21 protein-coding genes are annotated in these 25,276 nt (G+C 71.2%); 11 read left to right on the top strand and 10 right to left on the bottom strand.

Going from position 1 to position 25,276, the window contains the following annotated elements; translation table 11 throughout:
- Positions 1-4: 4 nt before the first annotated feature.
- Positions 5-1,114 carry a UDP-glucose 4-epimerase GalE gene (gene galE, locus U8331_RS06485; RefSeq protein ID WP_481132777.1) on the bottom strand — a complete coding sequence of 370 codons (1,110 nt, stop codon included), beginning with the start codon at positions 1,112-1,114 and terminating at the stop codon, positions 5-7.
- A gap of 214 nt (positions 1,115-1,328) precedes the next feature.
- On the opposite strand from galE, the gene U8331_RS06480 reads away from it, so the two are divergent.
- From U8331_RS06480 to U8331_RS06465, 4 genes are read left to right on the top strand one after another with little or no spacing between them, the layout of a single operon-like run.
- The gene (locus U8331_RS06480) at positions 1,329-1,946 is read left to right on the top strand and encodes an XrtA/PEP-CTERM system exopolysaccharide export protein (protein WP_481132776.1); all 618 of its coding nucleotides are present in this window, start codon (positions 1,329-1,331) and stop codon (positions 1,944-1,946) included.
- Positions 1,946-3,547 (top strand): XrtA system polysaccharide chain length determinant, encoded by a 1,602-nt coding sequence (locus U8331_RS06475; RefSeq protein ID WP_481132775.1) that lies wholly within the window; start codon positions 1,946-1,948, stop codon positions 3,545-3,547. The genes U8331_RS06480 and U8331_RS06475 overlap by 1 nt, the downstream gene beginning before the upstream one ends.
- Positions 3,548-3,555: 8 nt before the next feature.
- Positions 3,556-4,314, top strand: a complete 759-nt coding sequence (locus U8331_RS06470) for a P-loop NTPase family protein (protein WP_481132774.1) — start codon at positions 3,556-3,558, stop codon at positions 4,312-4,314.
- Positions 4,315-4,319: 5 nt separating this feature from the next.
- Positions 4,320-5,633 (top strand): hypothetical protein, encoded by a 1,314-nt coding sequence (locus tag U8331_RS06465; RefSeq protein ID WP_481132773.1) that lies wholly within the window; start codon positions 4,320-4,322, stop codon positions 5,631-5,633.
- On the opposite strand, the gene U8331_RS06460 is transcribed toward U8331_RS06465, so the two are convergent.
- The 8 genes from U8331_RS06460 to U8331_RS06425 form a co-directional block, all read right to left on the bottom strand.
- Positions 5,627-6,430: a glycosyltransferase family 2 protein gene (locus tag U8331_RS06460; protein ID WP_481132772.1), complete on the bottom strand. Its 804-nt coding sequence runs from the start codon at positions 6,428-6,430 to the stop codon at positions 5,627-5,629. The two genes, U8331_RS06465 and U8331_RS06460, sit on opposite strands and share 7 nt — an antisense overlap.
- Positions 6,427-7,689 carry a hypothetical protein gene (locus U8331_RS06455; protein WP_481132771.1) on the bottom strand — a complete coding sequence of 421 codons (1,263 nt, stop codon included), beginning with the start codon at positions 7,687-7,689 and terminating at the stop codon, positions 6,427-6,429. The genes U8331_RS06460 and U8331_RS06455 overlap by 4 nt, the downstream gene beginning before the upstream one ends.
- A 104-nt stretch (positions 7,690-7,793) precedes the next feature.
- The gene (locus U8331_RS06450; RefSeq protein ID WP_481132770.1) at positions 7,794-8,528 is read right to left on the bottom strand and encodes a polysaccharide deacetylase family protein; all 735 of its coding nucleotides are present in this window, start codon (positions 8,526-8,528) and stop codon (positions 7,794-7,796) included.
- 51 nt (positions 8,529-8,579) lie between these two features.
- Positions 8,580-9,692: a glycosyltransferase gene (locus tag U8331_RS06445; RefSeq protein ID WP_481132769.1), complete on the bottom strand. Its 1,113-nt coding sequence runs from the start codon at positions 9,690-9,692 to the stop codon at positions 8,580-8,582.
- A complete protein-coding gene (locus U8331_RS06440) occupies positions 9,689-11,122 on the bottom strand; it encodes a phenylacetate--CoA ligase family protein (protein ID WP_481132768.1) in 1,434 nt (477 codons plus the stop codon). Before U8331_RS06440 ends, U8331_RS06445 begins: the two co-directional genes overlap by 4 nt.
- Positions 11,119-12,672 carry an oligosaccharide flippase family protein gene (locus tag U8331_RS06435; protein ID WP_481132767.1) on the bottom strand — a complete coding sequence of 518 codons (1,554 nt, stop codon included), beginning with the start codon at positions 12,670-12,672 and terminating at the stop codon, positions 11,119-11,121. The genes U8331_RS06440 and U8331_RS06435 overlap by 4 nt, the downstream gene beginning before the upstream one ends.
- Positions 12,669-14,030 (bottom strand): O-antigen ligase family protein, encoded by a 1,362-nt coding sequence (locus U8331_RS06430; protein WP_481132766.1) that lies wholly within the window; start codon positions 14,028-14,030, stop codon positions 12,669-12,671. Before U8331_RS06430 ends, U8331_RS06435 begins: the two co-directional genes overlap by 4 nt.
- A 13-nt stretch (positions 14,031-14,043) precedes the next feature.
- The gene (locus U8331_RS06425) at positions 14,044-15,105 is read right to left on the bottom strand and encodes a polysaccharide deacetylase family protein (protein ID WP_481132765.1); all 1,062 of its coding nucleotides are present in this window, start codon (positions 15,103-15,105) and stop codon (positions 14,044-14,046) included.
- 230 nt (positions 15,106-15,335) lie between these two features.
- Between U8331_RS06425 and U8331_RS06420 the strand changes: the two genes are divergently transcribed.
- From U8331_RS06420 to U8331_RS06395, 6 genes are read left to right on the top strand one after another with little or no spacing between them, the layout of a single operon-like run.
- Positions 15,336-15,947, top strand: coding sequence for a class I SAM-dependent methyltransferase (locus U8331_RS06420; RefSeq protein ID WP_481132764.1), 612 nt, complete (start codon positions 15,336-15,338; stop codon positions 15,945-15,947).
- Complete coding sequence (locus U8331_RS06415; protein ID WP_481132763.1) at positions 15,940-17,154, top strand: glycosyltransferase; 1,215 nt, start codon at positions 15,940-15,942, stop codon at positions 17,152-17,154. The genes U8331_RS06420 and U8331_RS06415 overlap by 8 nt, the downstream gene beginning before the upstream one ends.
- Positions 17,151-19,289, top strand: a complete 2,139-nt coding sequence (locus U8331_RS06410) for an NAD-dependent epimerase/dehydratase family protein (RefSeq protein WP_481132762.1) — start codon at positions 17,151-17,153, stop codon at positions 19,287-19,289. The genes U8331_RS06415 and U8331_RS06410 overlap by 4 nt, the downstream gene beginning before the upstream one ends.
- A gap of 10 nt (positions 19,290-19,299) precedes the next feature.
- A complete protein-coding gene (locus tag U8331_RS06405; RefSeq protein ID WP_481132761.1) occupies positions 19,300-20,544 on the top strand; it encodes a glycosyltransferase in 1,245 nt (414 codons plus the stop codon).
- Positions 20,545-20,554: 10 nt separating this feature from the next.
- Positions 20,555-22,555, top strand: coding sequence for an asparagine synthase (glutamine-hydrolyzing) (asnB, locus tag U8331_RS06400; protein ID WP_481132760.1), 2,001 nt, complete (start codon positions 20,555-20,557; stop codon positions 22,553-22,555).
- A 38-nt stretch (positions 22,556-22,593) separates the two neighbouring features.
- Positions 22,594-23,580, top strand: coding sequence for a class I SAM-dependent methyltransferase (locus U8331_RS06395; RefSeq protein ID WP_481132759.1), 987 nt, complete (start codon positions 22,594-22,596; stop codon positions 23,578-23,580).
- Positions 23,581-23,583: 3 nt separating this feature from the next.
- Here the strand turns inward: U8331_RS06395 and U8331_RS06390 are convergent, their stop codons facing one another.
- The gene (locus U8331_RS06390) at positions 23,584-24,768 is read right to left on the bottom strand and encodes a PQQ-dependent sugar dehydrogenase (RefSeq protein ID WP_481132758.1); all 1,185 of its coding nucleotides are present in this window, start codon (positions 24,766-24,768) and stop codon (positions 23,584-23,586) included.
- Between the two features lie 25 nt (positions 24,769-24,793).
- On the opposite strand from U8331_RS06390, the gene U8331_RS06385 reads away from it, so the two are divergent.
- Entirely contained in the window at positions 24,794-25,276 is a 483-nt protein-coding gene (locus U8331_RS06385) for an acyl carrier protein (RefSeq protein WP_481132757.1), read from the top strand.

Below are 25,276 nucleotides of genomic sequence, written 5' to 3'. Positions count from 1 at the left end.
CCGCTCAGACCACCGCGGCCGCGGCGACGGGTTCCGTTTCGAACGCCGGTGCGTGCCGCGTCGGGGCGGCATCGAAGGGGGCGGCGGCACCCGGTAGGAGCGGCCCGTCATAGCCTTCGGGATTGAGCGACTGCCAGCGCCAGGCGTCGGCGCACATCGCTTCCACGCCGCGCGTGGCACGCCAGCCGAGCAGGCGTTGCGCGAGCGCCGGATCGGCGTACACCTCGGCGACGTCGCCATCGCGGCGCCCGACCACCTCGTACGGCACGCGCCGCCCACACGCCTGTTCGAACGCGGCAAGCAGTTCCAGCACGCTGGTCCCGCGCCCCGTGCCCAGGTTGACGGTCAGGTTGGCGTCGGCGCGTTCGAGATAATCCAGTGCATCGGCATGCGCGCGCGCCAGGTCGACCACGTGCAGGTAGTCGCGCACGCCGGTGCCGTCGCGGGTCGGATAGTCGCCGCCGAACACCCGTAGCGTGTCGCGCCGGCCCGCGGCGACCTGGCACACGTACGGCAGCAGGTTGGCCGGCGTGCCTCGCGGGTCTTCGCCGATCAGGCCCGATGCATGCGCGCCGACCGGGTTGAAGTAGCGCAGGTTGGCCGCGCGGAAGCCCGGTTCGGCCGCGCACAGGTCGCCGATCAACTGCTCCATCACCAGCTTGGTACGGCCGTACGGGTTGGTGATCCGCAGCGCCGCGCCTTCCGGGATGGGCACCCGGTCCGGATCGCCGTACACCGTCGCCGAGGAGCTGAACACCAGCCGCGGCACGCGGGCCGCGCGCATCGCCTGCAACAGGTGGATGGTGCCGGCGATGTTGTTGTCGAAGTACTCCAGCGGCTGCCGGCACGAATCACCCACCGACTTGAGCGCGGCGAAGTGCACCACCGCGTCGACCCGCCGCTGCGCCAGCAGCGCGATGACCTCGTCGCGCCGGCGCAGGTCCACCCGCACCGCCTCGACCGGACGGCCGATGATGCGCTCGAGCCGTTGCAGCACCCGCGGCGAGCTGTTGCAGAAGTTGTCGGCCAGCAACAGCTGGTGGCCACGCTCCGCCAGCGCGACGCACGCGTGGCTCCCGATGTACCCGGCACCACCGAAGACCAGGACGCGCATGCCGCTCTCCGTCAACACGTTGTCCTCGCCAACGCCGAATGCGCCACGGACCGGCAACCGCGTCCGCGATGGCACGGCAGTGACCGTGCCGGCCGCTCCTCCGCGTTGCTACGGATGGACGCGGAGCTCATGGCGTCCGCAGGCCGGTCCACCCGCACCGGCCTGGCCGATCACCCACGCACGCTGCGTTACGACAGAGACACGGGGAATCCACATGCATGCCATCCGCGGCCTCCTGGCCATTCCGCTCATCCTCTCGCTGGCCGCCTGCGCAAGCGCCGGCAGCGCCCTCTCGGGGCCGCCGCCCGCCAACGCACCGGCCGTGGACGACTACCGGATCGGCGTCGACGACATCGTCCGGGTCTCGGTGTGGCGCAACCCCGAACTGGAAATCACCGTGCCGGTTCGGCCCGACGGCCGCATCACCGTGCCGCTGATCGGCGACGTGGATGCCGGCGGCCACACGCCCACCGAGGTCGCCGAGGACATCCGCACCCGCCTGTCGGACTACGTGCGCGAGCCGCAGGTGGCGGTGATCCTCACCGAACTGCGCAGCCACGAATATCTTTCGCGCGTGCGCGTGGCCGGCGCGGTCGAGCAGCCGGTATCGATCCCCTATCGCCAGGGCATGACGGTGCTGGACGCCGTGCTTGCCGCCGGCGGCACCACCGAATTCGCCGCCTCCGACCGCACCAGCCTGCACCGGCGTGCCGCGGGCGACGAGAAGAGCTACCCCGTGCGCCTGGACCGCATCCTCGAGGACGGCGAACTGGCCACCAACTTCGCGGTCGCCCCCGGCGACGTGATCACCGTGCCCGAGCGGGTGTTCTGATGGCCAACACCATTCCCGTATCCGTCGGCGCCCTCGTCCGCCGCCCGGCCACTCCGTCGCACGCGCCGCTGCCGCCCGACCAGTTGCTGCGCGTGATGCTGCAGGAGGCGCGCCGCCACCACGTCGCGCTGGCCGCCATATTCGCCGGCATCGCGGTGGTCACCCTGGCGATCGGCCTGTTCCTGCTGCCCAAGACGTACTCCAGCTCGACCACGATCCTGGCGCGCGAGAGCGACATCATCCAGCCGCTGCTGGAAGGTCGCGCGGTGTCCACCGGCATCATCGACCGCGCCGGCATGGCGCGGCAGGTGATCTTCAGCCGCAAGGTGATGGAGCGCATCCTCGCCGCCGGTGGGTGGCTCGAGGAGAACCCCAGCCCGGTGGAACAGGACCGCCTGATCGAGCAGATCCAGGAGCGCACCACCATCACCAGCCCGCGTCAGGACCTGGTCAACATCAGCTATCGCGATTCCGACCCCGAGCGCACGTTCGAGGTGACCCGCGAGATGGCACGGCTGTTCATCGACGAGAGCCTCGCCACCAAGGAACGCGAGAGCCGCGAGGCGTTCGAGTTCATCGACACCCGCGTGCGCGAGTACCACCAGAAGCTGGCCGAAGCCGAGCAGAACCTGCAGGCCTACCGCACCCGCAACGTCGATGCGCAGCCGGGCAGCGCCGCGGACGTCAACGCACGCATCAGCGCGCTGCGCGGACAGGTCGAGCAGGCGCGCATGTCGCTGCTGGAGTACGAGGCGCGCGCCGGCGCCCTGGCCCGCCAGCTGTCGGGCGAGTCGGCGGTGACCGCGGTGCAGACGCGCGAGAACCTGTACCAGGCGCAGGCAATGGAACTGCAGTCGCGGATCGACGCCCTGCTGCTCAACTACACCGAGCAGCACCCCGACGTGGTGCGCCTGCGCCACCAGCTCGCGGATATCGAACGCAGCCTGCAGGCGCCGCCACCGGGCACGCCCGGCTCGGTCCAGACCTCCGCGAGCCCGTTCGGCGATACCCAGCTGAACCCGCAGTACCAGGAGCTGCGCAGCGAACTGAACCTCGCCCGGCGCGAAGCCGCCGGCGTGCGCTCGCGGATGGTGGCGGCACAATCGCTGCTCAGCCAGGAGCTCAGCCGCGGACGTCGGGTCGCCGCCTCCGAGGGCGCGCTCGCCGAGCTGACCCGCGACTACGAAGTCAACCGCGACCTCTACCAGGACCTCCTGCACCGCCGCGAGAACGCCCGCGTATCGATGCTGCTCGACCGCGAAAACCGCGGCCTCACCCTGCGCGTCCAGGATCCGGCGGTGATGCCGCTGCGGCCGGTCGGCCTGCGCCTGATGCACTTCGCCATCGGTGGCTTCCTGCTGGCGCTGGCGGTGCCGCTCGGGCTGCTGTTCATGCGTGCACGGTTCGACCTGCGGGTCCGCGCATCGCAGCAGCTCGAGCGACTGGGCGGGCTGCCGCTGCTGACCGTCGTGCCGCGCTACCGCACCTATGCCGAACGCCGACGCGAACTCGTCCACGTCGCCGTCAGCGTCGCCCTGGTCGCCTCGGTACTGGTCTTCTACGGCCTGTCCTACGGCTTCAAGCAGCTTTCCCTCGCGTGAGTGCCCCCATGAGCCAGCCCTTCATCGAACCCCTGCAGCAGCCGCTGCCCCCGGGCGTGCGCCGGCTGGTGCCCGACGCCGCCTCCACCCTTCCGGTCGAAGCGATGCCACGCCCGCTCAACCAGCGTGAGCTCGAGGAACGCCGCCTGATCCACCGCCACGACACCGTGCGTCCGCAGGCCAACGCGTTCCGCGAGCTGCGCACGCGCCTGCTCGACCTGGCCGGCAACCGCCGCTTCACCACCATGGTGGCGCCGGTCAGCCAGCGCTGCGGCGGCAGCTTCGTGGCACGGAACCTGGCCGCGGCGTTCGCGTTCGACGATGCCAAGACCGCCTTCCTGATCGACTGCGACGCCCGGGACCCCAGCCAGCACGAGGTGCTGGGGGTCAACGCGCGTGGCGGCGGGCTGATGGACTATCTCGACGACTGCACCGTCAGCGTCGCCGGCCTCGCCCATCCCACCGGCATTCCGCGGCTGAGCCTGGTGCCCGCCGGCCGGCGGCGCGAGATCGCCGGCGAGAGCCTGGGCTCGGCGCGCATGCGGGCCCTGGTCGAGCTGCTGCGCGATACCGACGACGAGCGCTACCTGATCCTCGACAGCCCGCCGGTGCTGGGGTCGCCGGATGCCCGCATCCTCTCGCAGCTGGTCGACTTCGTGGTGCTGGTGGCCGGCTATGGCCGCACCACGCCTGCCAGCATCGAAAAGGCGGCCGACACCTTCGCCCCGGAGAAGCTGGCCGGCGTGGTGTTCAACCACGACTGCTGAACGACATGCGCAAGGGGAAGCATCCGCCGCGCGCCCGGCTCGGCCTGTCCACCGCGATCGCGGCGCTGCTGTCGGGACTGTCGGCCCCGGCGCTGGCGGTCCGGGTGGACTACGCCATCGATGCCGGCATCGAGCACAACGACAACGTCGGCCTGGCCGAGGACGACCCGATCAGCCAGAACATCCTGCGCGCTGGACTGGGGTTCGCGGTGCTGCAGGAAGGCGACTCGGTGCGTGCCGCACTCGATGGCCGCATGGAGTACCGCAATTATCCCGAGCGCTTCGCCGACCAGCTGGAAGGCAGCCTCGACGGCCACCTGGACTGGATGCTGGTGCCACGCCGGCTGGCCTTCAACGTCGATGACAGCCTTTCGGTCCAGCCGGTCAACGCGCTGGTGCCCGACGCGCCCGGCAACCGCCAGCAGATCAACGTGTTCTCGGCCGGGCCGACGCTGCTGCTCGGCAGCGGCGGGGCCACCACCGGAGCGGTGGAGCTGCGCTACATCCGCAGCGATGCCGAGGAAACCGAGGAGTTCAACTCCGACCGCGTGCACCTGGGTGTCAGTGCCACCCGCCAGCTGGCGCCGACCCGCAGCGCATCGGTCACCTTGCAGGCGCAGGAGGTCGACTTCGACGAACCGCTGCTCGCCGATTACCAGCGACGCGATGCCTACGTCAGTTACTCGCGCCAGGGCGCAAGGGCGGGACTGGGCATCGACCTGGGCTATTCGCAGCTCGATTACGAAGACCGTCCCGACCGTTCCGCGCCGCTGCTGCGCGCGGAGCTGGGGTGGCAGGCCAGCGCACGCAGCCACTTTGCGCTGGTCGGGTGGAACCAGTATTCCGACACCGCCAGTGCCGCGCTGGACGCCATCGATGCCGGCGTGGAGGTGCCGGACATGCTGCCGATCGGCAGCGTGGTGGTCGGCGCGTCGCAGTACAAGGAGCAACGCCTCACCCTCGAGTACACCTACGATGGCGCGCGCATCGACGTGGGCATCGCGCCGTACGTGTACCGCGCGCGCTACGTGGAGGACGACGAGTACGACCAGGACGGCCGCGGCGTGCGCATCGACCTGAGCCGTCACCTGACCCCCACCCTGGATTTCGGCACCTTCCTCGACCACGAACGGATCGAGTACCGCACCCTGGTACGCGACGTGCGCATGAGCCGGGTCGGCCTGTTCCTGCAGAAGGACCTCAGCCGGCACTGGCGCCTGCGGTTGGACTGGGACGGCTACCGCCACCAGACCGAGCCGTTGGGTCGCGACATCGAGCGCCGGACGGTCTACCTGAGCATCGTGTATTCGAGCTACTGAGCGGCGCGGCCGGCGACCTGCCGCGGCGGGCGGCGCTTGGCGACCGCGTTGGCGGCGTAATGCATGAAGTACCACGCCGCCGGCAGCCAGCCCAGCGCTTCGTTGTCGCGGTAGATGCGCCACTGCCAGCGCGCCGCGCGCAGCTTGTCGGCCGACAGCGAACCGGGGTGCACCCGGTAGAACGCCAGCGGCTCGCCGAGACCCGCACGGATCGCCACGCCGGCTCGCCGCACCACCTGCAGCCAGAACACGTAGTCCTCGTGCCCGACCCGGGCGAACCGCGGGTCGCCGAGCCGGCGATCGTAGAGGCCGGTCAGGTTGCCGATGCGGTTGCTCCGGAGCATCGCCGCGTGGTCGACCCGCGCCGGCGGCCGCACCATCGACAGCGCGCGGCCGTCCGGGTCGACGCGCTGGTAGGCCGTGTAGCTGGCGAGTGCGCCGGCGGCGCGCATCCCGGCCAGTTGGATCTCCAGCTTGCGGGGGTGCCACCAGTCGTCGCTGTCGAGGAAGGCCATGCAGCCGCCGCTGGCCGCGTCGATGCCTGCGTTGCGCGCCGCGGCGACGCCGGCGTTGGTCTGCCGGATCGCCACCACGCGGGAATCCCGCCGCGCGAGCGCCTCGATCAGCGCCCATGACCCGTCGGTCGACCCGTCGTCGACCACCAGCAGCTCCAGATCGCGATGGCTCTGTTGCAGCACCGAATCGATCGACTGGCCCAACGTGGACGCCGCGTTGTACACCGGCATCACCACGCTGACGCGATCGCGGCACGTGTCCGGTGCGGACGAGGGGGTCATTGCGCCGCCTCGGCTTCCAGCTCGGTCGGCGCGGCCGGTTCCGCCCGGACGGTTCCCGCCGCGACCGCTCCGGCGGCCGCCACCCGTGCTCCGGCCCAGGACGAGGGCGGCGGCGGCAGCACGTAATCCCGGTACTGCCCCGGGTCGCCGTCCAGACCGGCCTCGGCGGCCCTGGCGATGTTGTACAGCTCGCGTGCGCTGACGTAGTGCAGCACGTGCTTCACGCCGTCGTTGTAGCGCTGGCCGAGATAGCGGTGCATCGCCTCGACCGGTTCGCCCAGCAGGGTGTCCATGTCGGCTTCCTGGGTGCCGTGCGTATGCACTTTCACGAACACCCACTCCGGACGCCCTTCCACATGGACCCCGGTGGCGACCCAGGCATCCACCCGCGCCGGGCTCGGTGGACAGCTGTGGCGCACGTCCGCGTTTTCGATCCGCGGCAGCACGCCCATCCGGCGCCGGCGCCAGTCCAGCCCCAGCGGCCCCTGCACGATCATCAGGTCGCCGCTGGCGGCGCCGCCGACACGGACCGGTTCACCGCGGTCGTGCGACTTCGCGCGGTGCGGATCGTCGGTGGCGTAGTAGATCGAGTTGATGGTGCGGGTCTGGGTTTCGCTCGGCGCCGACGGCATGGTGAAGTCCGCGTAGCAGCCCAGCTCGCGCAGCAGGATCAGTTCGTTGTCGAGCCCGCACCAGCGCCGGTCGCAGCGCGAGTTGTCCAGCGCCCAGTTGCCGTGGATGAACCCGAACGCCGGGAGCCCGGTGTCCGGGTGGCGCGACAGCGCGCCGTGCCGCTCCTGCAGGGTCCGGCAGAAGCCGGCCATGGTGCTGCGGAAGTTCGCCTCGGTGTCGTTGTCGTGGTGCAGGTGGATCTCGATCTCGCCGAAGCCGTCGGCACACAGGCCGGCGAGCTTGTCCAGGTGTTCGCGGGTGTACTCCTCTTCCGGGTAGAAGAAGCTGTGCTGCGGTGGCCGGCCGTCGGCGTCGCGATGGCGGGCGGCCAGTTCACGGTAGTCACGGCACCAGCGGTCCACCCGGGCGCGCTGGGTGGCCTCGTCGGCCTGCTTCCACATCGGTTCGAAGTGGTCGACGAAGCAGAACATCACGTGCACCGGACGGTCGCGCACGCGGGGCGCGCGACGGCGCAGGTAGCTGACGATCCACACCTGCATGTTCCGCGCCACCAGCAGGCGCCAGACGATGCCGGTGCATGCCAGGACGACCAGCAGGAACGACGCCAGCCAGATTGCGATATTCAATGAAGCAGCCCCGTGACACGGCGGCCAATGGGCCGCCCACACCGGTTTCAACGCGCAACAGCCGCCGTGGCGGCCAGCGCACGCGGGACGCCGGCCGGAGGGCCTCAGCTCACCGTGGGCAGGATGGCCATCGAATAGCCGGCCTCGCGCCAGCGCGGCAGGAGCTGCTCGAGCATGCGCAGCGAGGTCACGTGGTCGTCGTGCATCAGCACGATGTCGCCGCCCCGCGGCGGATACCGCAGGCCCAGCGCCACCAGATGCTCGGCGGGCATCTGGCTGTAATCGAGGCTGTCGTAGGACCAGTACGCGATGCGCCGCCGCGCCCGGGCCAGGCGCAACAGCAGCAGCGGGCTGAACCGTCCGCGCGGCGGGCGGAAATCGTGCCGGGCGAGTCCGTCGAAGTCCGCGAGTATCCGGTCGGTGCGGTCGATCTCCGCCAGTTGCTCGGCGAGTGATGCCTGTCCGTAGTCGTCGTGGGTGTAGGAGTGGTTGCCCAGCGCATGCCCCTCGCCGACGATCCGCCGGACCAGCGCCGGGTAGGCCTCCGCATGCTTGCCGACCAGGAAGAACGTCGCCCGGATGCCGTGCTTGGCGAGGAAGTCGAGGATGCGCGGGGTGTGCTCCGGATGGGGCCCGTCATCGAAGGTCAGGTACAGGTTACGGTCACCGCGCGGGCGCGCGGTCACCATCCAGGCGCCCGGCAGCCAGCGCAGCAGCCACAGCTTGCGCGGCCGCGGCACCGCACCGGGCATCGGACTGCTGCCCGGCGTTGCCTCGTCCGCCGGCGCGTCCTGTTGCCCGTCGCCCTCCGTACCGCTGTCCGCGCGCGCACTGCCCATTCCCCACCGGAGCTTCCGCATATCCCCTCCCCCTGTGTCGATCGTCCGTCGCTATCCGGAATAGATCCTGTCGTACCGGTCCGCCATGGTCCGGAACGAGCCCTCGGCCAACACCCATTCACGCGCGGCCTGGCCCATCGCACGCGAGCGTTCGGGCTGCCGCAACATCTCGCCCATCGCCGCCGCCAGCGCTTCCGGCTCGCGCGCCGGCACCAGGGTGCCGGTGATGTCCTGGCGCACGATCTCGGCATTGCCGCCGACGTCGGTGGCCACCACCGGCAGCGCCGCGGCGCAGGCTTCCATCAGGGCGATGGAATAGCCCTCGGTGATCGATGACAGGGCAAACAGGTCGAACCCGGGCAGCAACGAGGCCACGTCGCCGCGGTCGCCGAGGAAGTGGACATGGCCGGCGACATCGTGTGCCTCGGCCACCTCGACGAGTTGCGGGCGCAGCTTGCCCTCGCCGACGATCACCAGCGCCGCATCCGGCGTGGCGTCGGACGCCCCCTCGCGCAGCAGGGCGAAGGCGCGGATCAACGTGGCCTGGTCCTTGGCCGCGTGCAGCCGGCCGACGGTGCCGATGATGCGGGTGCCGGGCTCCAGCCCCAGCGACCGGGCGAGTCCGGCGCGCGCCTCGGGCGTGGTCGCACGGAACCGGTCGACCCGGATGCCGTTGGGGATGGACAGCAGGTCATGCCGCGGGGCGACGCCGTCGCGTTCGAGTTGCCGGCGGGCCGATTCGCAGACCGCCACCACGGTGTCGGTGAGCGGCATCGCGCGGCGGTAGAGCCATTCCATGCGGCTGCGCGGGTCGGGCGAGGCCATGCTGTGGCGGGTGTTGACCACGCGCCGCCATGGCAGCCCCGCCGCGGCCGCGACGGCGTAGTAGTGCGCGGTGGCGTTGTGGCTGTGCAGCACGCCACCGCGCTGCCGGCGCAGCAGGTTGCGGGCGCGCAGCACCGCGCCCATGTCCGGACCCTTGCGCTTGCCGCAGGCCTGCACGTCGACCCCGTCCTCGCGCAGTTCCGAGGCCAGCGCGCCGGTTTCGAACAGGCACACCACCCGGCACTCGTGGCCGGCATCGCGCTGCGCCCGGATCAGGTCGATGACCACCCGTTCCAGGCCGCCACGCTCCAGGTTCTCGACGAAATGGGTGATGTTCACCGGCCCGCCTCCTCCATGTCCCCGGACCTTACGCGGTCGGATCCTTCCCCGCGCGGGCTGGCCGGGTGTTGTTCCTCCAGCATGGATACGGTCACCCGGAACTTGCCGGCCGGCGTCAGCGGTATCGCGTCGACCCGGCGCAGCTGGATGTCCACGCCGCTCCCCAAGGTCCGCGCCAGTTCGCCACGGATGTAGCCCTCCTGCTCCCCGCCGAATTCCGGTCCGGGCACGATGTCGATCCGCAGCCTGTCGATGCGCTCCTGCAGCACCTGGAAACGACGCACGCCGGCGACGTCCTTGAGCATGTGGGGGAAGAACTCGCCCGGCAGCAGGCGGCCGTCGGTCGTGCGGATCGCGTCGAGCTTGCGCCCATCGACCCGGCTCAGCCGCGGCAACCCGCGCCCGCACGCGCACGGCGTGTCCGGGCCGGGCGTCACCAGGTCCCCGTTGAGGTAGCGCATCAACGGCATGCCGTAGTTCGACAGGTCGGTCACCACGAGTTCTCCCTTTCCATGGGTGTGCGCCGCAGGCCCCGGCAGGGTTTCCACCACCAGGTGGTCGGCATTGATGTGCAGGCCATCGCGATGCTCGCACTCGCTGGCGATCAGCATCACCTCCCGGCAGCCGTACGTGTTGTAGGCGGTTGCTCCCGGGAATGCGGCTTCCAGGATGGGGCGCTGGAAGTCGTGGAGCGCCTCGGCGGCGCCCAGCACTGATTGCACCCCCGCGATCGTGCGGCCGTTGTCCGCCATCCACTGCGCCAGCCGTACGAGCGGGCCGACGTAGCCGACGATGATTTCCGGCGCGAACGCCTCGATCTCATCCGCGTAGCGCGACAGGTTGTCGTCGCGCATGCCGAAGCTGTCGAGCATCCGCCGCTGGAAGGCGGCGTGATACGCGCGGTCCTTCAGCACGTCCACCCAGCCCGGGTTGCCGACGGTGCCCGCCCAGAGCAGCAGCGTCCTCCGTCCCGGCCGTGCGCCGGTCCAGCCGTAACCGCGCCACATCACGGCGGTGCGGCGCTCGTAGCTCTCGCGGGTATAGCCGAACCGCAACGGTTCGCCGGTGGAGCCACCGGTCGCCTTGTACAGCAGCGGTTCGCGCTGGTTGCGCGCCTGCAGCGAGGAAAAGTTCTCGCGGATGTCGCGCTTGGTGAGCGGCGGCAGCCTGGCGTAGTCCGCCAGCGTGCGGATGTCGGCCGGCGTGGCCCCCACCTGCTGCCAGCGTTGCCGGTAGAACGGCACGTTCTTCCAGCAATGGTCGATCAGGTGCTTCAGGCGCGACCACTGCAGCGCCCTCACCTGCTCGGGCGCCAGCCACTGGTCGCGCTCGTAACCGCGCAAGTGGCGGAGGGTGTGGCGGCGCGCCAGGCCGGCCTCGTAGGCCGGGTACAGCACGCGTCGGAACAGCAACTCGTAGCCATGACTCATGTCGGCGTCGCCCCCTGCGCACGTCGATAGGCCCATCGCAGCAGGCGCGCACCGGCACGCGGCCGGCTGGCGCCGAAACGTCGGTGCAACTGCTGCATCTGCACGATATCGCCCGGGCTCCAGCACCCCAGCAGCAGCGTCAGCGCGCCGTAGACGATCGCCAGCAGCGGGCCGCCGACCACCACCGCCGGCAACGCCGGCAGGTCGCGCAGCGGCCACAGCGCCGCGCCGGCCAGCGCGGCGGCGCACACGGTGCGGGCGAGGCGGCGCCAGTCCGGCTGCACCCCGCTGAGGCGCACCGCCAGCAGCATCAGCGCGCCGGCCACCGCCACCGACACCGACACGTAGGCCATCACCGCCCCCAGCAACCCGTACTGCGACACCAGCAGCAGATCGAGGCCGAGTTTCAACGCGCCCGAGGCCAGCACCAGCAGCAGCACGCTGCCCTGCCGGTCGGCGCTGATCAGCAGCGCCGAGCCGCCCTGGGTGAGCATGGTGATCGCCGCCCCGGCCAGGCACCAGGTGAACACCGGCACCGCCGCCGCATACGCATCGCCGTACAGCAGCGCGATCAGCGCGCCGGCAAACACGGTGCCGAACGCCACCAGCGGCGCGGCCAGCAGCGCGAGGTAGCTGGTCGAGGCGACGAAGCGCTGGCCCGCCACCTCGCTGCTACGGCTCAGCGCGTTGGCCATCATCGGCAGCAACAGCGCACCGAACACGCCGGGCACCAGCGCCATCGCCCCGACCGCCAGTTGATACGCCACCTTGAACTGGCCCGCCGCGGCCGCGCCGGCGTAGAGGTTCAGGAACAGCACCTCGACCTCGCTGGCGGCGAGGAAGCCGACCGTCACCGTCAGCGCGGTCATCCACATATGGCGGCGGATCCGCGCGACCAGCACCGGCGGCAGCGGGGGCGTCCGGCGGGTGGCCGGCAGCAACGCTTCCAGCTGCCGGCGCGACATCAGGTAGAACACGACGCTGGTGGCGAGGAACGCAGCGAGCAGCCACTCGATGCCGCCTTCCCACCACCACGCCAGCAGCACCAGTCCGAGGTTCACCGGCGCCGCGACCAGCGCGACGATGGCGGTGGCGCGGAAATCCTCGAAGCCCTTGGTCGCGCCGATGTTGAACATGTAGCCCGCGCGCAGCGCCACCGCCACCACCAGGAACGCCAGCAGCCAGCCGTGGTCGAGCCCCGGGGCCAGCCGGTCGCCCGCGGTCAGCAGCACCGCCGCCCCGATCAGCAGCACCGCAAGCAGGAAGCCCCGCTGCGCCCGGCGCAGGTAGCCGAGCAACGGCCGGATCGAGGCCTCCTCGCCACGCCCGCGCAGTTCGGCGACGAACTTGATCGCCGCGCTGGCCGTGCCGGAATTGGTGGTCGCGATGCCGAGCGCGACCATCCAGATGACCACGCTGTAGGTGCCGAAGCCATCCGGTCCGAGATGGCGGGCGATGATGATCGAAGTCAGCATGCCCAGCGCGTACTCGGTGTAGATCCCCACCGAGGAGAACATGGCGTTGCGCAATGTGCGGAAACGCATGTTCATGCGATGACCAGCAGGATCTTCACGATGACGTACAGCGCTACAACGGATACGAGCGACAGCAGCGGCCAGCGCACCGCGTCTTCGACCAGGCTGAAGCGCGGCAACTCCGGCTGCGACAGCTGCATGCGCGAGTACTGCGCGGTGATCAGAGCCAGCAGCATGTACGGCAGCACCACGTAGCTGCGGCTGAGGAAGAACGCGGTGACCATCAGCCCGCAGAACGACAGCAGCAGCGTGCGGGCGATGGCCCGGTCCTCCTGCACGTCGGCATCGGCGTCGGCATCGGCGTCGACATCGACCCCGTCCTCCCCGTTCGGGTCCACGAAGGTTTCCATGCCGTCGCCGGCGGCGCCAAGATAGGCCTGCGCTCCCGGCGGCGCGCCCACCCCGGTGCGCTGGGTCGCCAGCAGCATCCGCAGGGTGTAGCCGAGGATGGCCAGATACAGGGTGAACCCGACGATGCCCGCTTCGGCCAGCACCAGCAGGAACGAGTTGTGCGCGGTCAGGCCGTAGTCGTCCGAATACCCGCCCGGCCCGATGCCGAGTACCGGGCTGGAGATGAACAGCTGGATGCCGTGGTACCAGGCTTCCACCCGGCCCATCGCCGACGCTTCGGAGACCTCCATCTCCTGCAGGCGCGAGGGCAGCAGCAGCATCATGCCCAGCGAGCACACACCCAGCACCCCGGCGACCAGCATGCCGCGGCGCAGCCACACGTGGACGCCGAACAACCCGACCAGCGCCAGCAGCGTCCCGCGCGAATTGGTCAGGTAGATCCCGTACAGCAGGACTCCGGCCACCGCGAGCCAGAACAGCCGTCCGGGCGCAGTGGCGTGGGTGCGCCCGCGCAGGTACATCGCCATCGGCAGGCACATCACGAACAACATGCCCAGGTCGTTGGGGTCGTTGAAGATGCCGACGTACTGGATCCGCGTGCCCTGCGACAGCACGGCACCGGTCCAGCCGACCCCGGTCTGTACCTGCCCGATCCCGTGCAACGCCAGCACGCAGGCGCAGAGCGTGAACATCGCCATCATCCCGACCATCCGCTCGCGGGTATGGACGGCCTGGGCCAGCATCACGAACGCGATCACCACCGGGCCGAAGCGCTCGACCACCATCATCACGCCGGTCGCCCAGCCGTTGGCCACCCACGACAGCATCAGCACCAGCATGAACAGCACCACCAGCAGGTACTGGGGTGCGCCCAGCGACCGGTGACGCGACATCGCCCACAACCCCGCCGCGCCGAGCAGCGCCGCCGGCTGCAGCGGCAGCGCCTGTGCGCTCGCCCAGGCCGGATAGTCCTGCGGCCGGATCAGCACCAGGAACACGAACACCAGCACCAGCAAGTACATCGCGCCTCCCCGCTCAGCCCGCGCGTACCGGCGAGCGGTAGCTGAAAAGTTCCGGCACGGTCAGCATCGCCTGGAACCACGCCAGGTCCATGCCGCGTTCGACCGGGAGCCGCCGCAGTGCGAACAGCGCGGCCGCGCCGACCGGACTGGCGCCGGCGACGTAGCTGCAGGCGAGCCGGTAGCCGGCGGCCCGCGCCGCCTCCTGCACCTGCGGGTCGAACGCGTCGACACCACCGACCGGGTAGGACAGCACCCCGCCCGCCGCCTCGCCCACTTCGCGCTGCAGCGCGCGTCGCGACGCGCCGATTTCCTCCACCATGCGCGCATGCGGCAGCTTGGCGAGCATCAGGTGGTCGACGCCGTGCGAACCGATCTCCATGCCGGCGCGGTGCATCTCTCGGATCTGCTCCCACGTCATGGGGCGGCAGTCCGGGTGCGGCACGCGCGGCATGCCCCACTCGCGCTCGATGCGTTCGATCAACACGGACTGCGCCAGCGCGTCCAGCCGCTTCATCCGTCCGAGCAACTGGCCGGCGATCGCGCGGCGCCCCGCGATGGCGTCCGGCAGCACCCAGCTGCAACCGAGCTCGGGCACCTCCAGCATCCGCTCGCGGCTGGTGCAGAGCATGTGCACCAGCCAGTCGTAGGCGAATGGCAGGCCGGATTCGACATGCCCGGTGGCGACGAAGAAGGTCGCCGGCATTCCGAGCCCCGCCAGTACCGGGAAGGCGACCCGGTGGTTGTCGTCGTAGCCGTCGTCGAAGGTGACCACCACCGCGCGCCGCGGCAGGCGTTCGCCGGCGTCGATGCAGGCCAGCACCTGGTCGAAGCGCATCGGGTGCATGTGCCGCCGGATCCACGCCATCTGCCGGGCGAAGCCGTCGGCCGAGGCGCTGACCAGTTCGGGGTCGAAACTGAAACCCTGCGGCTCGGCGGCTTCCAGCACACGGTGGTAGGCCAGGATCCGCAGGTGCCCGTGCACGAGCGCGCGCACATTGCCGAGCACCGGCAGCAGGCGCGCGCGCTGGCACCACTGCGCCAGCCGCTGTCGCCGGCCTGCGCGGGGCGTGTGCATGCCTGCCGGCACCGTCGCCGCGTCCATCATCCGCTCCCCCGAGCCTTCAAGGGGTCCATCAGCGGACCCATCCGATTGCAACCAACGTCGGCAGCGGCGCATTGCGGCCGCCGACGTTGCACCGGTGTATCGATGGCCGCACCCGGGCCATCCCCGCGTTACCCGCAATGAGCCGGCGCCTGCCCGGCCACCGCCGCACGGCCCAGCCACCACAACGATCGGGGACCTCGATGCTCGCGCCCGCCACGAGTCTGTTGAAGAAGGCGCACAAGCGCCTGTGGATGCGCTACGCGCTGCAGGACGCGCACGGCGGTCCGGGCGGCAGCGGCTTCGACACCGCCTACCGCCTGCCCGACCCGTGGGACATGGCGTCGCGACGCGAACAGAGCCGCTTCGAAGCGACCAACCGGCTCATCGAACGCGAGTTCGGCGAAGTCGGCGAGCTGCTGGAGCTTGGCTGCGGCGAGGGCCACCAGAGCCTGCATCTCGCCCGCCTGTGCCGGAACCACCATGGCGTCGACGTAAGCCCGCAGGCGATCGCCCGGGCACGCACGCGGCTGCCGGGCGGCCGCTTCGAGGTGGCCGACATCCACACCCAGCCCTGGGGTGGCGGGCGCCACCGCTTCGACCTGGTGACCGCGTGCGAGATGCTCTACTGCCTGCCCGACCCTTCACCGACGATCGCCCGCATGCGCCACCTCGCGCGGTGCGGGCTGGTGACGTTCTTCAGCCCGGCCGGCCGGCGCCTGCAGCCGCACCTGGAACAGGTGCCCGGGCTGCGCAAGGACTGGATCTGCTTCGGCAGCACCACCTGGCTGGTGGCGTGGTGGTGCGATGACTGACCCCGGTACCGCGCTGGACGGCCACGGCATCGTCTACTTCGGCAACGACTGGCACGCCGAGAACCGCACCAGCAGTCACCACGTCGCCCGCCGGCTGGCCCGCGCGCGGCCGGTGCTGTACGTCGACTCCCCCGGCATGCGCGCGCCCAGCGCGTCCGGGCGCGACCTGCGGCGCGCCCTGCGCAAACTGGCCGCGGCGCTGCGGCGCCCCGAACGCGTGGACGCACAACTGTGGCACTGCACCGTGCCGCAACTGCCGTTCCGGCGCGTCCCCGGCGTGGAAGCGCTCAACCGCGCGTTCGGCCAGTGGGCGGTGCGCCGCGCCATGCGTGCCGCCGGCATCGGCAGGTGCCTGTCGTGGTTCATGCTGCCGCACCCCGGCTTCCTCGCCGGGCGCCTGGGCGAGAGCCTGTGCGTGTACTACTGCGTCGACGACTACGCCGCGCACCCCGGCGTGGACGCGGCGGTGATCGAGCAGCGCGATCGGGCGCTGAGCCGCCAGGCCGACATCGTGTTCGTCGCGCCGCCATCGCTGCTCCAGCCCAAGCGCGCGCTCAATGCCCACGTGCTGTACGCCCCGCACGGCGTCGACGTCGAGCTGTTCGGACGCGCGGCCGCTCCGGACACGCCGGTGCCTCCCGGCGCGCGCGACCTCGGCGGGCCGGTCATCGGCTTCCACGGTTCCCTGCACGAGTGGATCGACATTCCCCTGATCGCGTGGCTGGCCGGCGCGCGGCCGGACTGGCGCTTCCTGCTGGTCGGCCATGCCGCGGCGGACGTGGCTGCGCTGCGCGGGCTGGACAACATCGTCATGGTCGGCGCGCAGCCCTACGACACCCTGCCGCAGTGGGCGAAGGCCTACGACGTCGCGATGATCCCGTACCGCAATACGCGGCAGGTGGCCAATGCCAACCCGCTGAAGCTGCGCGAGTACCTTGCCACCGGCAAGCCGGTGGTCAGCACGCGCAACCCGGAGATCGAGAAGTTCGCCCACCTGGTGCGGATCGCCGATGACCGTGCGGCGTTCCTCGCCGCGATCGAGGATTCGCTCGCCCACGACACGCCGGCCGCTGCGCGGGTGCGGATGGCCGCCGTGGCCGACCAGACCTGGGACCGCCGCGTCGACGACGTGCTCGCCGCCGTCGGCGCCGCCCTCGACCACCGGCAACCGGCCGTTGCTCCTCCCCTCCAACCGATCACGCCATGACTGTCCAATCCCGCACCGGGACGCTCCGGGTCGCCATCGTCGGCGCCGGCTACGTCGCCAATCACCACGTGTCCGCGCTCAAGCAGCTGGACTTCGTCGACATCGTCGGCATCTGCGACCCCGATCTCGCCGCCGCGCAGGCGCTCGCGAAGCGCCACGGCATCGACCGCGTGGTGCCGCGGCTGGACCAGCTCGCCGCGGTCAGCCCCGACGCCGCCTACATCCTCACGCCGCCGGCCTTGCATCCGGCGCTCGCGATGCAGGCGCTCGACATGGGCTGCCACGTACTGGTGGAAAAGCCGATGGCCGACTCCGCCGCCGACTGCGAGGCGATGATCGCGCACGCCCGCGCCAGGGAACGCCAGCTGGGCGTGAACCATTCCGACCTGTTCGACCCCGCGATCGAGCGCGCACTCGCCGCAGTGCGTGAAGGGCGGATCGGCAAGGTCCTCTCGGTCGACGTGCTGCGCAGCTCCGACTACCCGGCGTACGGCGGCGGACCGCTGCCCGCGACCGTCACCCAGGGCTCGTATCCGTTCCGCGACCTCGGCGTGCACGGGCTGTACACCATCGAAGCCTTCCTCGGCCCGATCCGCGACCTGCGGGTCGACCAGCAGCCGCGCGGCAGCAACCCCAACCTGCACTTCGACGAATGGCAGGCGCGTGCCGGCACGGACACCGGTGTCGGACGGCTGCTGCTGTCGTGGAACGCGCGGCCGATGGAGAACCGCGTCGTGGTGCGCGGCACCGCCGGCATCATCGAGATCGACCGTTTCCTGCAGACCTGCCGGGTGCGACGCCTGCTGCCGGGCCCGAAGTTCCCCGGCATCGTGCTGGGCGCGATGTATGCGGCTGCGGCCGACCTGGTGACGATTCCGTGGAACGTCTTCCGCTTCGCCGCCGGCCTGCTGCAGCCGTCGCCGGGCATCCGCCGCGGCTCCGTCGAGTTCGCCACCGCCGTGCACGAGGGCCGGGCCCCGCCCTTCACCGGCGAGGACGCCGTGCGGATCGCGCGCCTGCTCGATCCGGTATGCGCCACGCCGGACCGGCAGCGGCGGGACATGCTCGAGGCACGCATCGAACCCCTGCCACCCGTCGATGCGCTGGTCACCGGCGCGGCCGGGTTCGTCGGACGCGCCCTGGTGGCGCGGCTACGTGCGCAGGGCCGGCGCGTACGCGTGCTGGTGCGCCGGCCGGCTCCCGCGTTCGTCGACGATCCGGGCGTACAGGTCGTGGTCGGCGACCTGGGCGATCCGCGCATCGTCGCCCACGCCGTCGCGGGCGCCGCGTGCGTCTACCACGTCGGGGCGGCGATGCGCGGCAGCGTGCGGGACTTCGAAGCCGGCACCGTCTGGGGCACCCGCAACGTGGTGAACGCGTGCCTCGAATCGAACACTCCGCGGCTGGTGCATGTCAGCTCGCTCAGCGTGCTCGACCATGCCGGCCGCGCCCCTGACGCGGTGCTGACCGAAGCCTCGCCGTACGAGCCGCACCCGGGGCGGCGCGGCGCCTACACGCAGACCAAGCTGGCCGCCGAGCGCATCGTCAACGACGCCATCCGCGAGCACCGGCTGCCAGCGGTGATCGTGCGGCCGGGGCAGATCTTCGGTCCCGGCGCCGAGCAGGTCACGCCCAACGGCACCATCGCCCTCGCCGGACACTGGCTGGCCGTCGGAAAGGGCGCGCAGACCCTGCCGCTGCTGTACATCGAGGATGCCGTCGACGCGCTGCTGCTGGCCGCCACCGCACCACTCGCCGGTGCCCGCACCTTCAACGTCGTCGACCCGGCACCCGTCACCCACCAGGACTACCTGCAGCACTGCCGGCAGGCCCTGGGCGAGCGCCTGCGCCTGCACCGCGTACCGACATGGCTGCTGATGCTGCCGGCGTGGGGCGTGGAACTGCTCGGCCGCCTGCTGCACCGCGACGTGCCGCTCACCCGCTACCGGGTGCGTTCGCTGCGGCCGCTGGCCAACTTCGACGGGCGCGCCGCACGCGAGGGCCTCGGCTGGGCGCCCCGGGTGGGCGCCGAGCAGGGACTCGCCCTCACTTTCCGCCCGCGGCCGGTCGACACCGGGGATGACGAACCCTCGCCGGTCGTCCCCGGCTCCGCCGCTTCGGGCCACTCCACCTGACGGCCGGCCCATGCGCATCCTGGTCGTCACCTCGCAGTATCCGATCGCCGGCGAGCCCAACCGCGGCCGCCCGCTGTACCAGACCGTCCGCGAACTGGCGCGGCAGGCCGAGGTGCGGGTGGTCAGCCCGGTGGCGACCTATCCCCGCTGGGCGCGACCACGCAGCTACTTCTTCCGTCCGCCCGCCGCCGCAACCGGAGGCGGGATAGGCGACGTGCGCTACGTCGCCTATCCCGCACTCCCTCTGGTAACGAGGCCGCTCAACGGGCGGCTCTGCGCCCGCGCGCTCGCCGATGCAGCCGACGGTTTCGCGCCCGACGTGGTGCTGTCGTACTGGATGTACCCCGACGCGTACGGCGCGATGCGGTTGGCGCGCCAGCTCGGCGTACCGCTGGTGGCCGGAGCACGGGGGTCGGACCTTCGGGTACGCGACCCGGTCAGCCGCCACCTCACCCGCCCGGTGGTGCGCGCGGCCGAACGGCTGCTGGTGGTCAGCGACGACCTCGGGCAGGTCGCGACCGATCGCTACGGCGCCGATCCGCGACGCATCCGCGCGATCCACAACGGCTGCGATGCCGCGATCTTCCACCCGCGGGACCGACGCGACGCCCGGCGCGCGCTCGGCATCGACGCCGATGCCGAGCTGGTGGTCTACGTCGGCCGACTGGTAGCGGCCAAGGGCCTGCGCGAGTTGCTCGACGCCTGCAGTGCGCTGTCGGCCTCGCGCGCGCGCCTGCAGCTGGCACTGGTCGGCGAAGGGCCGATGCGCGGCGAACTCGAACGCCTGGTGGCGGCCGACCGGCTGCCGGTGCGGCTGGTCGGCCCGCAGCCGCCGGCCACGGTGGCCGAGTGGATGGCCGCGTCCGACCTGGTGACCCTGCCCAGCCACTCGGAGGGTCATCCGAACGTGCTGGTCGAAGCGATGGCGTGCGGCCGTCCGGTGGTCGCGACCCGTGTCGGCGGGATCCCCGAAGTGGTGGGCCGCGACGATGGCGTACTGGTGCCGGTACGCGATGCGCCCGCCCTGGCCCGCGGACTGGAGCAGGCGCTGGAACGTGACTGGGACGAAGCCGCGATCGGGCGGAAGTTCTCGCGCGACTGGGGCCAGGTCGCGGCCGAAACCCTGCAGGCCTGCCGCGAAGCGGTGGCCGAACACGCCGCCGTGCGCGGTCATGGCGGCGCGGACGCGGCACGACCGCGCTGGCTCGCGCCGGGGCCGCGGCGCATCCCACCCGCCAGCCCGACCGAAAGCTGAAGGCCGATCCATGTGCGGCATCGCCGGTTTCAGCGGTACCGATGTCCGGCCGGACTCCGCCCGGCCGGTATTGCAACGCATGATCCAGACGCTCGCCCATCGCGGCCCGGACGGCTTCGGCTTCCATGTCGCTCCCGGCGTCGCGCTGGCGCATGCGCGGCTGTCGGTGATCGACCTGGTCACCGGCGACCAGCCGATGCGCCATCCGGACCGCGACATCTGGACGGTGTTCAACGGCGAGATCTTCAACTTCATCGAGTTGCGCCGGGAGCTTGAACGCGACGGCCATCGTTTCCGCACGCGCTCGGACACCGAAGTGATCGTCCATCTGTACCAGCGCGACGGCGACCGCTTCGTCGAGCGGCTCAACGGCCAGTTCGCCATCGCACTATGGGACGGGCCACGCAGGCGGCTGCTGCTGGCGCGGGACCGCGCCGGCATCCGGCCGCTGTTCCATGCCCGTGGGCAGGGCCGCGTCTGGTTCGCTTCCGAGGCCAAGGCCCTGCTGCCGGTGTTGCCGGGGTGCCGCGCCCTCGATCCGCTGGCGCTGGCCCAGGCCCTGACCTACTGGTCGACACCCGACCCCGGTACCATCTTCCAGGGCGTGTGCAGCCTGCCGCCCGGCTGCCTGCTCGCGGTCGAGGCCAACGGCCGCGAGACCACGACCCGGTACTGGGACTGGCAGTTCCCGGCGGCTGCGCAGACCTCGCCAGGCGCTTTCCCCCGCGACATCGACGAAGCCACCGAGCAGCTGCGCGACCTGCTGGTCGACGCGGTGCGCCTGCAGCTGCGTGCCGACGTTCCGGTGGCGGCCTACCTCAGCGGCGGACTCGACTCGTCCGGCATCGTCGCCCTCGCCCGCCGCTTCACCGACGCACCGGTGCGTACCTTCTCGGTCGCCTTTGAAGACCGCGAGTTCGACGAGAGCGTCCACCAGCAGGCGATGGCGCGGCACCTGGGTACGGACCACACCACCGTGCACTGCCACCGGCGTGATATCGGCGAGGCGTTTCCGCGGCTGGTCCGGCATGCGGAGGCGCCCGTGCTGCGCACCGCGCCGGTGCCATTGATGCTGCTGTCGGCGCGGGTCCGGGAGTGCGGCTACAAGGTCGCACTGACCGGTGAAGGCGCCGACGAGGTGTTCGGCGGCTACGACCTGTTCAAGGAAGCGAAGGTGCGGCGGTTCTGGGCGCGCGAGCCCGGCTCGCAGCTGCGGCCGCGCCTGCTGGGACGGCTGTACGGCTACCTGCGGCATTCCCCGGTGGAGCAGCCCGGCTTCGCCGGGGCGTTCTTCGGCCAGGGACTGGAGCACATCGACCGCCCGGTGTTCGCCCACGTGCCGCGCTGGAGTGGCGGGCGCCGTGCGGTATCGCTGCTGTCGGCGCCGCTGCGCGCCTGCATCGACGGCTGGGACCCGCTCGCCGGCTACGAATCCACGCTGCCCGGGGCGATCATGTCGTGGAGTCCGCTCGCCCGCGACCAGTACGTGGAAGCCAAGACCCTGCTCGCCGGCTACCTGCTGTCGTCGCAGGGCGACCGCGCGGCGATGGCGAACTCGGTCGAAGGCCGCTATCCCTACCTGGACCACCGCCTGATCGAGTTCGGCGCCACCCTGCCGCCGAGCTGGAAGATCCGCGGACTGACCGAGAAATACCTGCTGCGGCGCGCCCTGGCCGGGCTGCTGCCGGACGACATCCTGCGGCGCACCAAGCAGCCCTACCGTGCCCCCGATAGCCAGAGCTTCTTCATCGACGGACAACCGCTGGACTACGTGGCCGAGCTGATGGGCCACGCACGCATCCGCGATGCCGGGTATTTCGATCACGTTGCGGTCGGGCGGCTGCTGGACAAGGCGCGCGCCGGTCGCGCGACCGGGTTCGCCGACAACCAGGCGTTCGTCGGCGTGCTCTCGACCATGCTGGTGCACCAGCAGCTGATCGAGGCGGCGACGCCACCGGTGCCGGCGGCGGACACTGGCCGCGCGCAGCCGGCACCCGCGTTAACCGGGTAGGCGCCGGGCATACGTCCGGCGCGCCATTGGAGGCAGCGATGCACTGGCGCATCAAGGGAACGGTCCAGAAGATCCTCGGCATCCACCCGCGAGGTGCCGCGCTGCACTACCGGTTGCAGCGGCGGTTCGGCGGACTGCGCGACTTCCGCGGCGAGTTCGCCACCAAGATGGACGACTGGCGACTGATGGCCGGCCACCTGCGCAATGCCGGTCGCGCGATGCAGGGTGCGCGGCTGATGGAGATCGGCAGCGGCTGGTACCCGACCTTCCCGCTGGCGTGCTACCTGTGCGGCGCCCAGCGCGTGCACACCTTCGACCTCACCCGGCACTTCCGCCACGAGTTGCTGCGCGAGTGCGTCGCCGAAATGGGCGGCTTCCTCGACCTGCTGGCGACCGCGACCGACTGCCCCCGCCAGGAGATCGACGCACGCTACGCCTCGCTGTACGCCGCCCTGGACCAGGGCCTGGATGTGGAGGCCGCCACCGCCGGCGTGGTGCACTACGTCGCGCCCGCCGACGCGACTTCGACGGGCCTGGAGCCCGCCAGCGTCGACGTGGTGTTCTCCAACAGCGTGCTCGAGCACGTGCCGCCGGCGGTGATCAACGCGATGTACCGCGAGGCGATGCGCATCCTCGCGCCGGGCGGGCTGATGTTCCACTCGGTGAACTGCGGCGACCACTACGCCTACGTCGACCGCAGCATCGGCCAGCTGAACTACCTGCGTTACTCGGACCGGGCCTGGCGGTTCTGGAACAACGCCTTCCTCTACCAGAACCGCATGCGTGCCCACGAGTTCGTCGATGCGGCCACCGGCCTGGGCTTCGAACTGGTGCTCGACACCTCCAACCCGCGTCCCGAGCGCCTGGCGGAACTGGCGTCGGTACCGGTGCACCCGCAGTTCCGCCACGTGCCGCCCGAACGGCTCTGCCTGACCAGCGTGGATTTCATCGCGCGCCGGCCGGTCCGCCAAGCGACGGTGCCGCGCGCGCGGCATCCGGCACTTGCGACCGCCGAGGCCGACTGAACGCTAGCGTGCGCCGGTCGGGGCGGGCTGCAGCCGCAGCAGCGACCCGTCGGCCGCATCGGTCAACAGGTAGAGCGCGCCGTCGGGGCCCTGGTCCACGTCGCGGATGCGTTCGCCGCGCTCGCGCAGCAGGCGCTCCTCGCCCACGATCGTGTCGCCGTCGAGCGCCAGCCGGATCAGCTCGCTCGACGCCAGCGCCGCGACGAACAAATCACCCTGCCACTCGGGGAACAGGGAGCCGGTGTAGAACGCCATGCCGCTCACCCCCGGCGACACGGCCCAGGCGCGGTGCGGCGGCGTCATCCCCGGCGCGGTGCGGCCGATCGAACCCGGCACCGGCCGGCCGTCGTAGTCGCGCCCGTGGGTGACCCGTGGCCAGCCGTGGTTCGCACCGGCCCGCGCGATGTTGATCTCGTCGCCCCCCATCGGGCCGTGTTCGCTGACCCACAGCTGCCGGGTCACCGGATGCAGCGCCGCGCCCTGCACGTTCCGGTGGCCGTACGACCAGATCTCCGGCCGCGCGCCGCCGCGACCGACGAACGGGTTGTCCGACGGGATGGCACCGTCGGGACGGATCCGAACCACCTTGCCCGGCAGCACGTCCAGCTGCTGCGCCATCTCCGCGGCGACGCGGTTGTCGCCCTGGGTGACGAACAGCTGGCCGGCGTCGTCGAACACCAGCCGCGAGCCCACGTGCGTGCCCGCCGACCGCTTGGGCTGCTGGCGGTAGATCACCTCCACGTCGACCAGCGCGTCACCTTCCAGCCGACCCCGCGCGACCGCCGTGCCGGCGAGATTGCCGCGCAGGTTCGGCTCCGCGTACGACAGGAAGACCAGCCGGTCGTCGATGAAGCCGGGCGAGACCGCGACATCCAGCAACCCCGCCTGTCCGGCCACGAAAATCCGCGGCAGCCCGTCCAGCGGCGCGGAAACCCCGCCATCGGGCGAGATGCGGCGCAGGCGACCGGGCCGCTCGCTGACCAGCATCGAACCATCGGGCAGGAATGCCAGGCCCCACGGGTGCTCCAGGCCGGTCACCAGTTCGGTGACGAGCACCTCCCCGGCGCGGGTGGCGTGCCGCGTCGGTACCGGCTGGGCCACGGCGCGCGGCTCGACCGCCGGCGGCGCGGGGTGCGACCCGTTCCCGCAGCCGGCCTGCAAGGCGGCGAGCAGCAGCAGGCCCGCCATCCCGCAACGGTGGACGACTCCGGTCGTGGCACTGCGTGGCCCGGTGGGTACGGAGGCATGCAGATGGGGCATCGCCCGTTTCAACGGCATCGGCATGCGTCGCCGGCCGCGGCCGCGATGTCCGCCGCAATGGCCGCCGCGGGGCGATCGCGCCGTTAGCACCCACGACTGGCCCGGCTGCGATCAGACGCCTCCGGACCGCTGGCCAGACGGCAGGAATCCAGCCATGCAGCAGCGCCACCAGATCCGCAAATTCATCCTCGAAAACTTCCTCTTCAGCGATGACGAGTCCGCCATCGGCGACGACGACCCGCTGATCCGCGGCGGGATCATCGATTCGACCGGCATCCACGAGCTGATCCTGTTCCTCGAGGAGCGCTTCGACGTGCGCGTCGCCCCCGAGGAAATGACGCCGGCAAACTTCGATTCACTGCGCGCGGTGGACGCGTTCGTCGACCGCAAGCGGTCGTCTGCCGTCGTTTCCGTTGCCGTGGCGGTGGGGGGTTGA

This window comes from Lysobacter sp. CC-YZS074 (assembly GCF_056739745.1).
Note: the sequence above shows the minus strand (reverse complement) of the source record. Positions and strands in the feature narration are given on the sequence as shown.

Excerpts from the sequence above, each read along its gene's own strand:
- galE (WP_481132777.1), bottom strand. The coding sequence starts at position 1,114 with ATGCGCGTCCTGGTCTTCGGTGGTGCCGGGTACATCGGGAGCCACGCG.
- U8331_RS06480 (WP_481132776.1), top strand. The coding sequence starts at position 1,329 with ATGCATGCCATCCGCGGCCTCCTGGCCATTCCGCTCATCCTCTCGCTG.
- U8331_RS06475 (WP_481132775.1), top strand. The coding sequence starts at position 1,946 with ATGGCCAACACCATTCCCGTATCCGTCGGCGCCCTCGTCCGCCGCCCG.
- U8331_RS06470 (WP_481132774.1), top strand. The coding sequence starts at position 3,556 with ATGAGCCAGCCCTTCATCGAACCCCTGCAGCAGCCGCTGCCCCCGGGC.
- U8331_RS06465 (WP_481132773.1), top strand. The coding sequence starts at position 4,320 with ATGCGCAAGGGGAAGCATCCGCCGCGCGCCCGGCTCGGCCTGTCCACC.
- U8331_RS06460 (WP_481132772.1), bottom strand. The coding sequence starts at position 6,430 with ATGACCCCCTCGTCCGCACCGGACACGTGCCGCGATCGCGTCAGCGTG.
- U8331_RS06450 (WP_481132770.1), bottom strand. The coding sequence starts at position 8,528 with ATGGGCAGTGCGCGCGCGGACAGCGGTACGGAGGGCGACGGGCAACAG.
- U8331_RS06440 (WP_481132768.1), bottom strand. The coding sequence starts at position 11,122 with ATGAGTCATGGCTACGAGTTGCTGTTCCGACGCGTGCTGTACCCGGCC.
- U8331_RS06435 (WP_481132767.1), bottom strand. The coding sequence starts at position 12,672 with ATGAACATGCGTTTCCGCACATTGCGCAACGCCATGTTCTCCTCGGTG.
- U8331_RS06430 (WP_481132766.1), bottom strand. The coding sequence starts at position 14,030 with ATGTACTTGCTGGTGCTGGTGTTCGTGTTCCTGGTGCTGATCCGGCCG.
- U8331_RS06425 (WP_481132765.1), bottom strand. The coding sequence starts at position 15,105 with ATGCACACGCCCCGCGCAGGCCGGCGACAGCGGCTGGCGCAGTGGTGC.
- U8331_RS06420 (WP_481132764.1), top strand. The coding sequence starts at position 15,336 with ATGCTCGCGCCCGCCACGAGTCTGTTGAAGAAGGCGCACAAGCGCCTG.
- U8331_RS06415 (WP_481132763.1), top strand. The coding sequence starts at position 15,940 with ATGACTGACCCCGGTACCGCGCTGGACGGCCACGGCATCGTCTACTTC.
- U8331_RS06410 (WP_481132762.1), top strand. The coding sequence starts at position 17,151 with ATGACTGTCCAATCCCGCACCGGGACGCTCCGGGTCGCCATCGTCGGC.
- U8331_RS06405 (WP_481132761.1), top strand. The coding sequence starts at position 19,300 with ATGCGCATCCTGGTCGTCACCTCGCAGTATCCGATCGCCGGCGAGCCC.
- asnB (WP_481132760.1), top strand. The coding sequence starts at position 20,555 with ATGTGCGGCATCGCCGGTTTCAGCGGTACCGATGTCCGGCCGGACTCC.
- U8331_RS06395 (WP_481132759.1), top strand. The coding sequence starts at position 22,594 with ATGCACTGGCGCATCAAGGGAACGGTCCAGAAGATCCTCGGCATCCAC.
- U8331_RS06390 (WP_481132758.1), bottom strand. The coding sequence starts at position 24,768 with ATGGCGGGCCTGCTGCTGCTCGCCGCCTTGCAGGCCGGCTGCGGGAAC.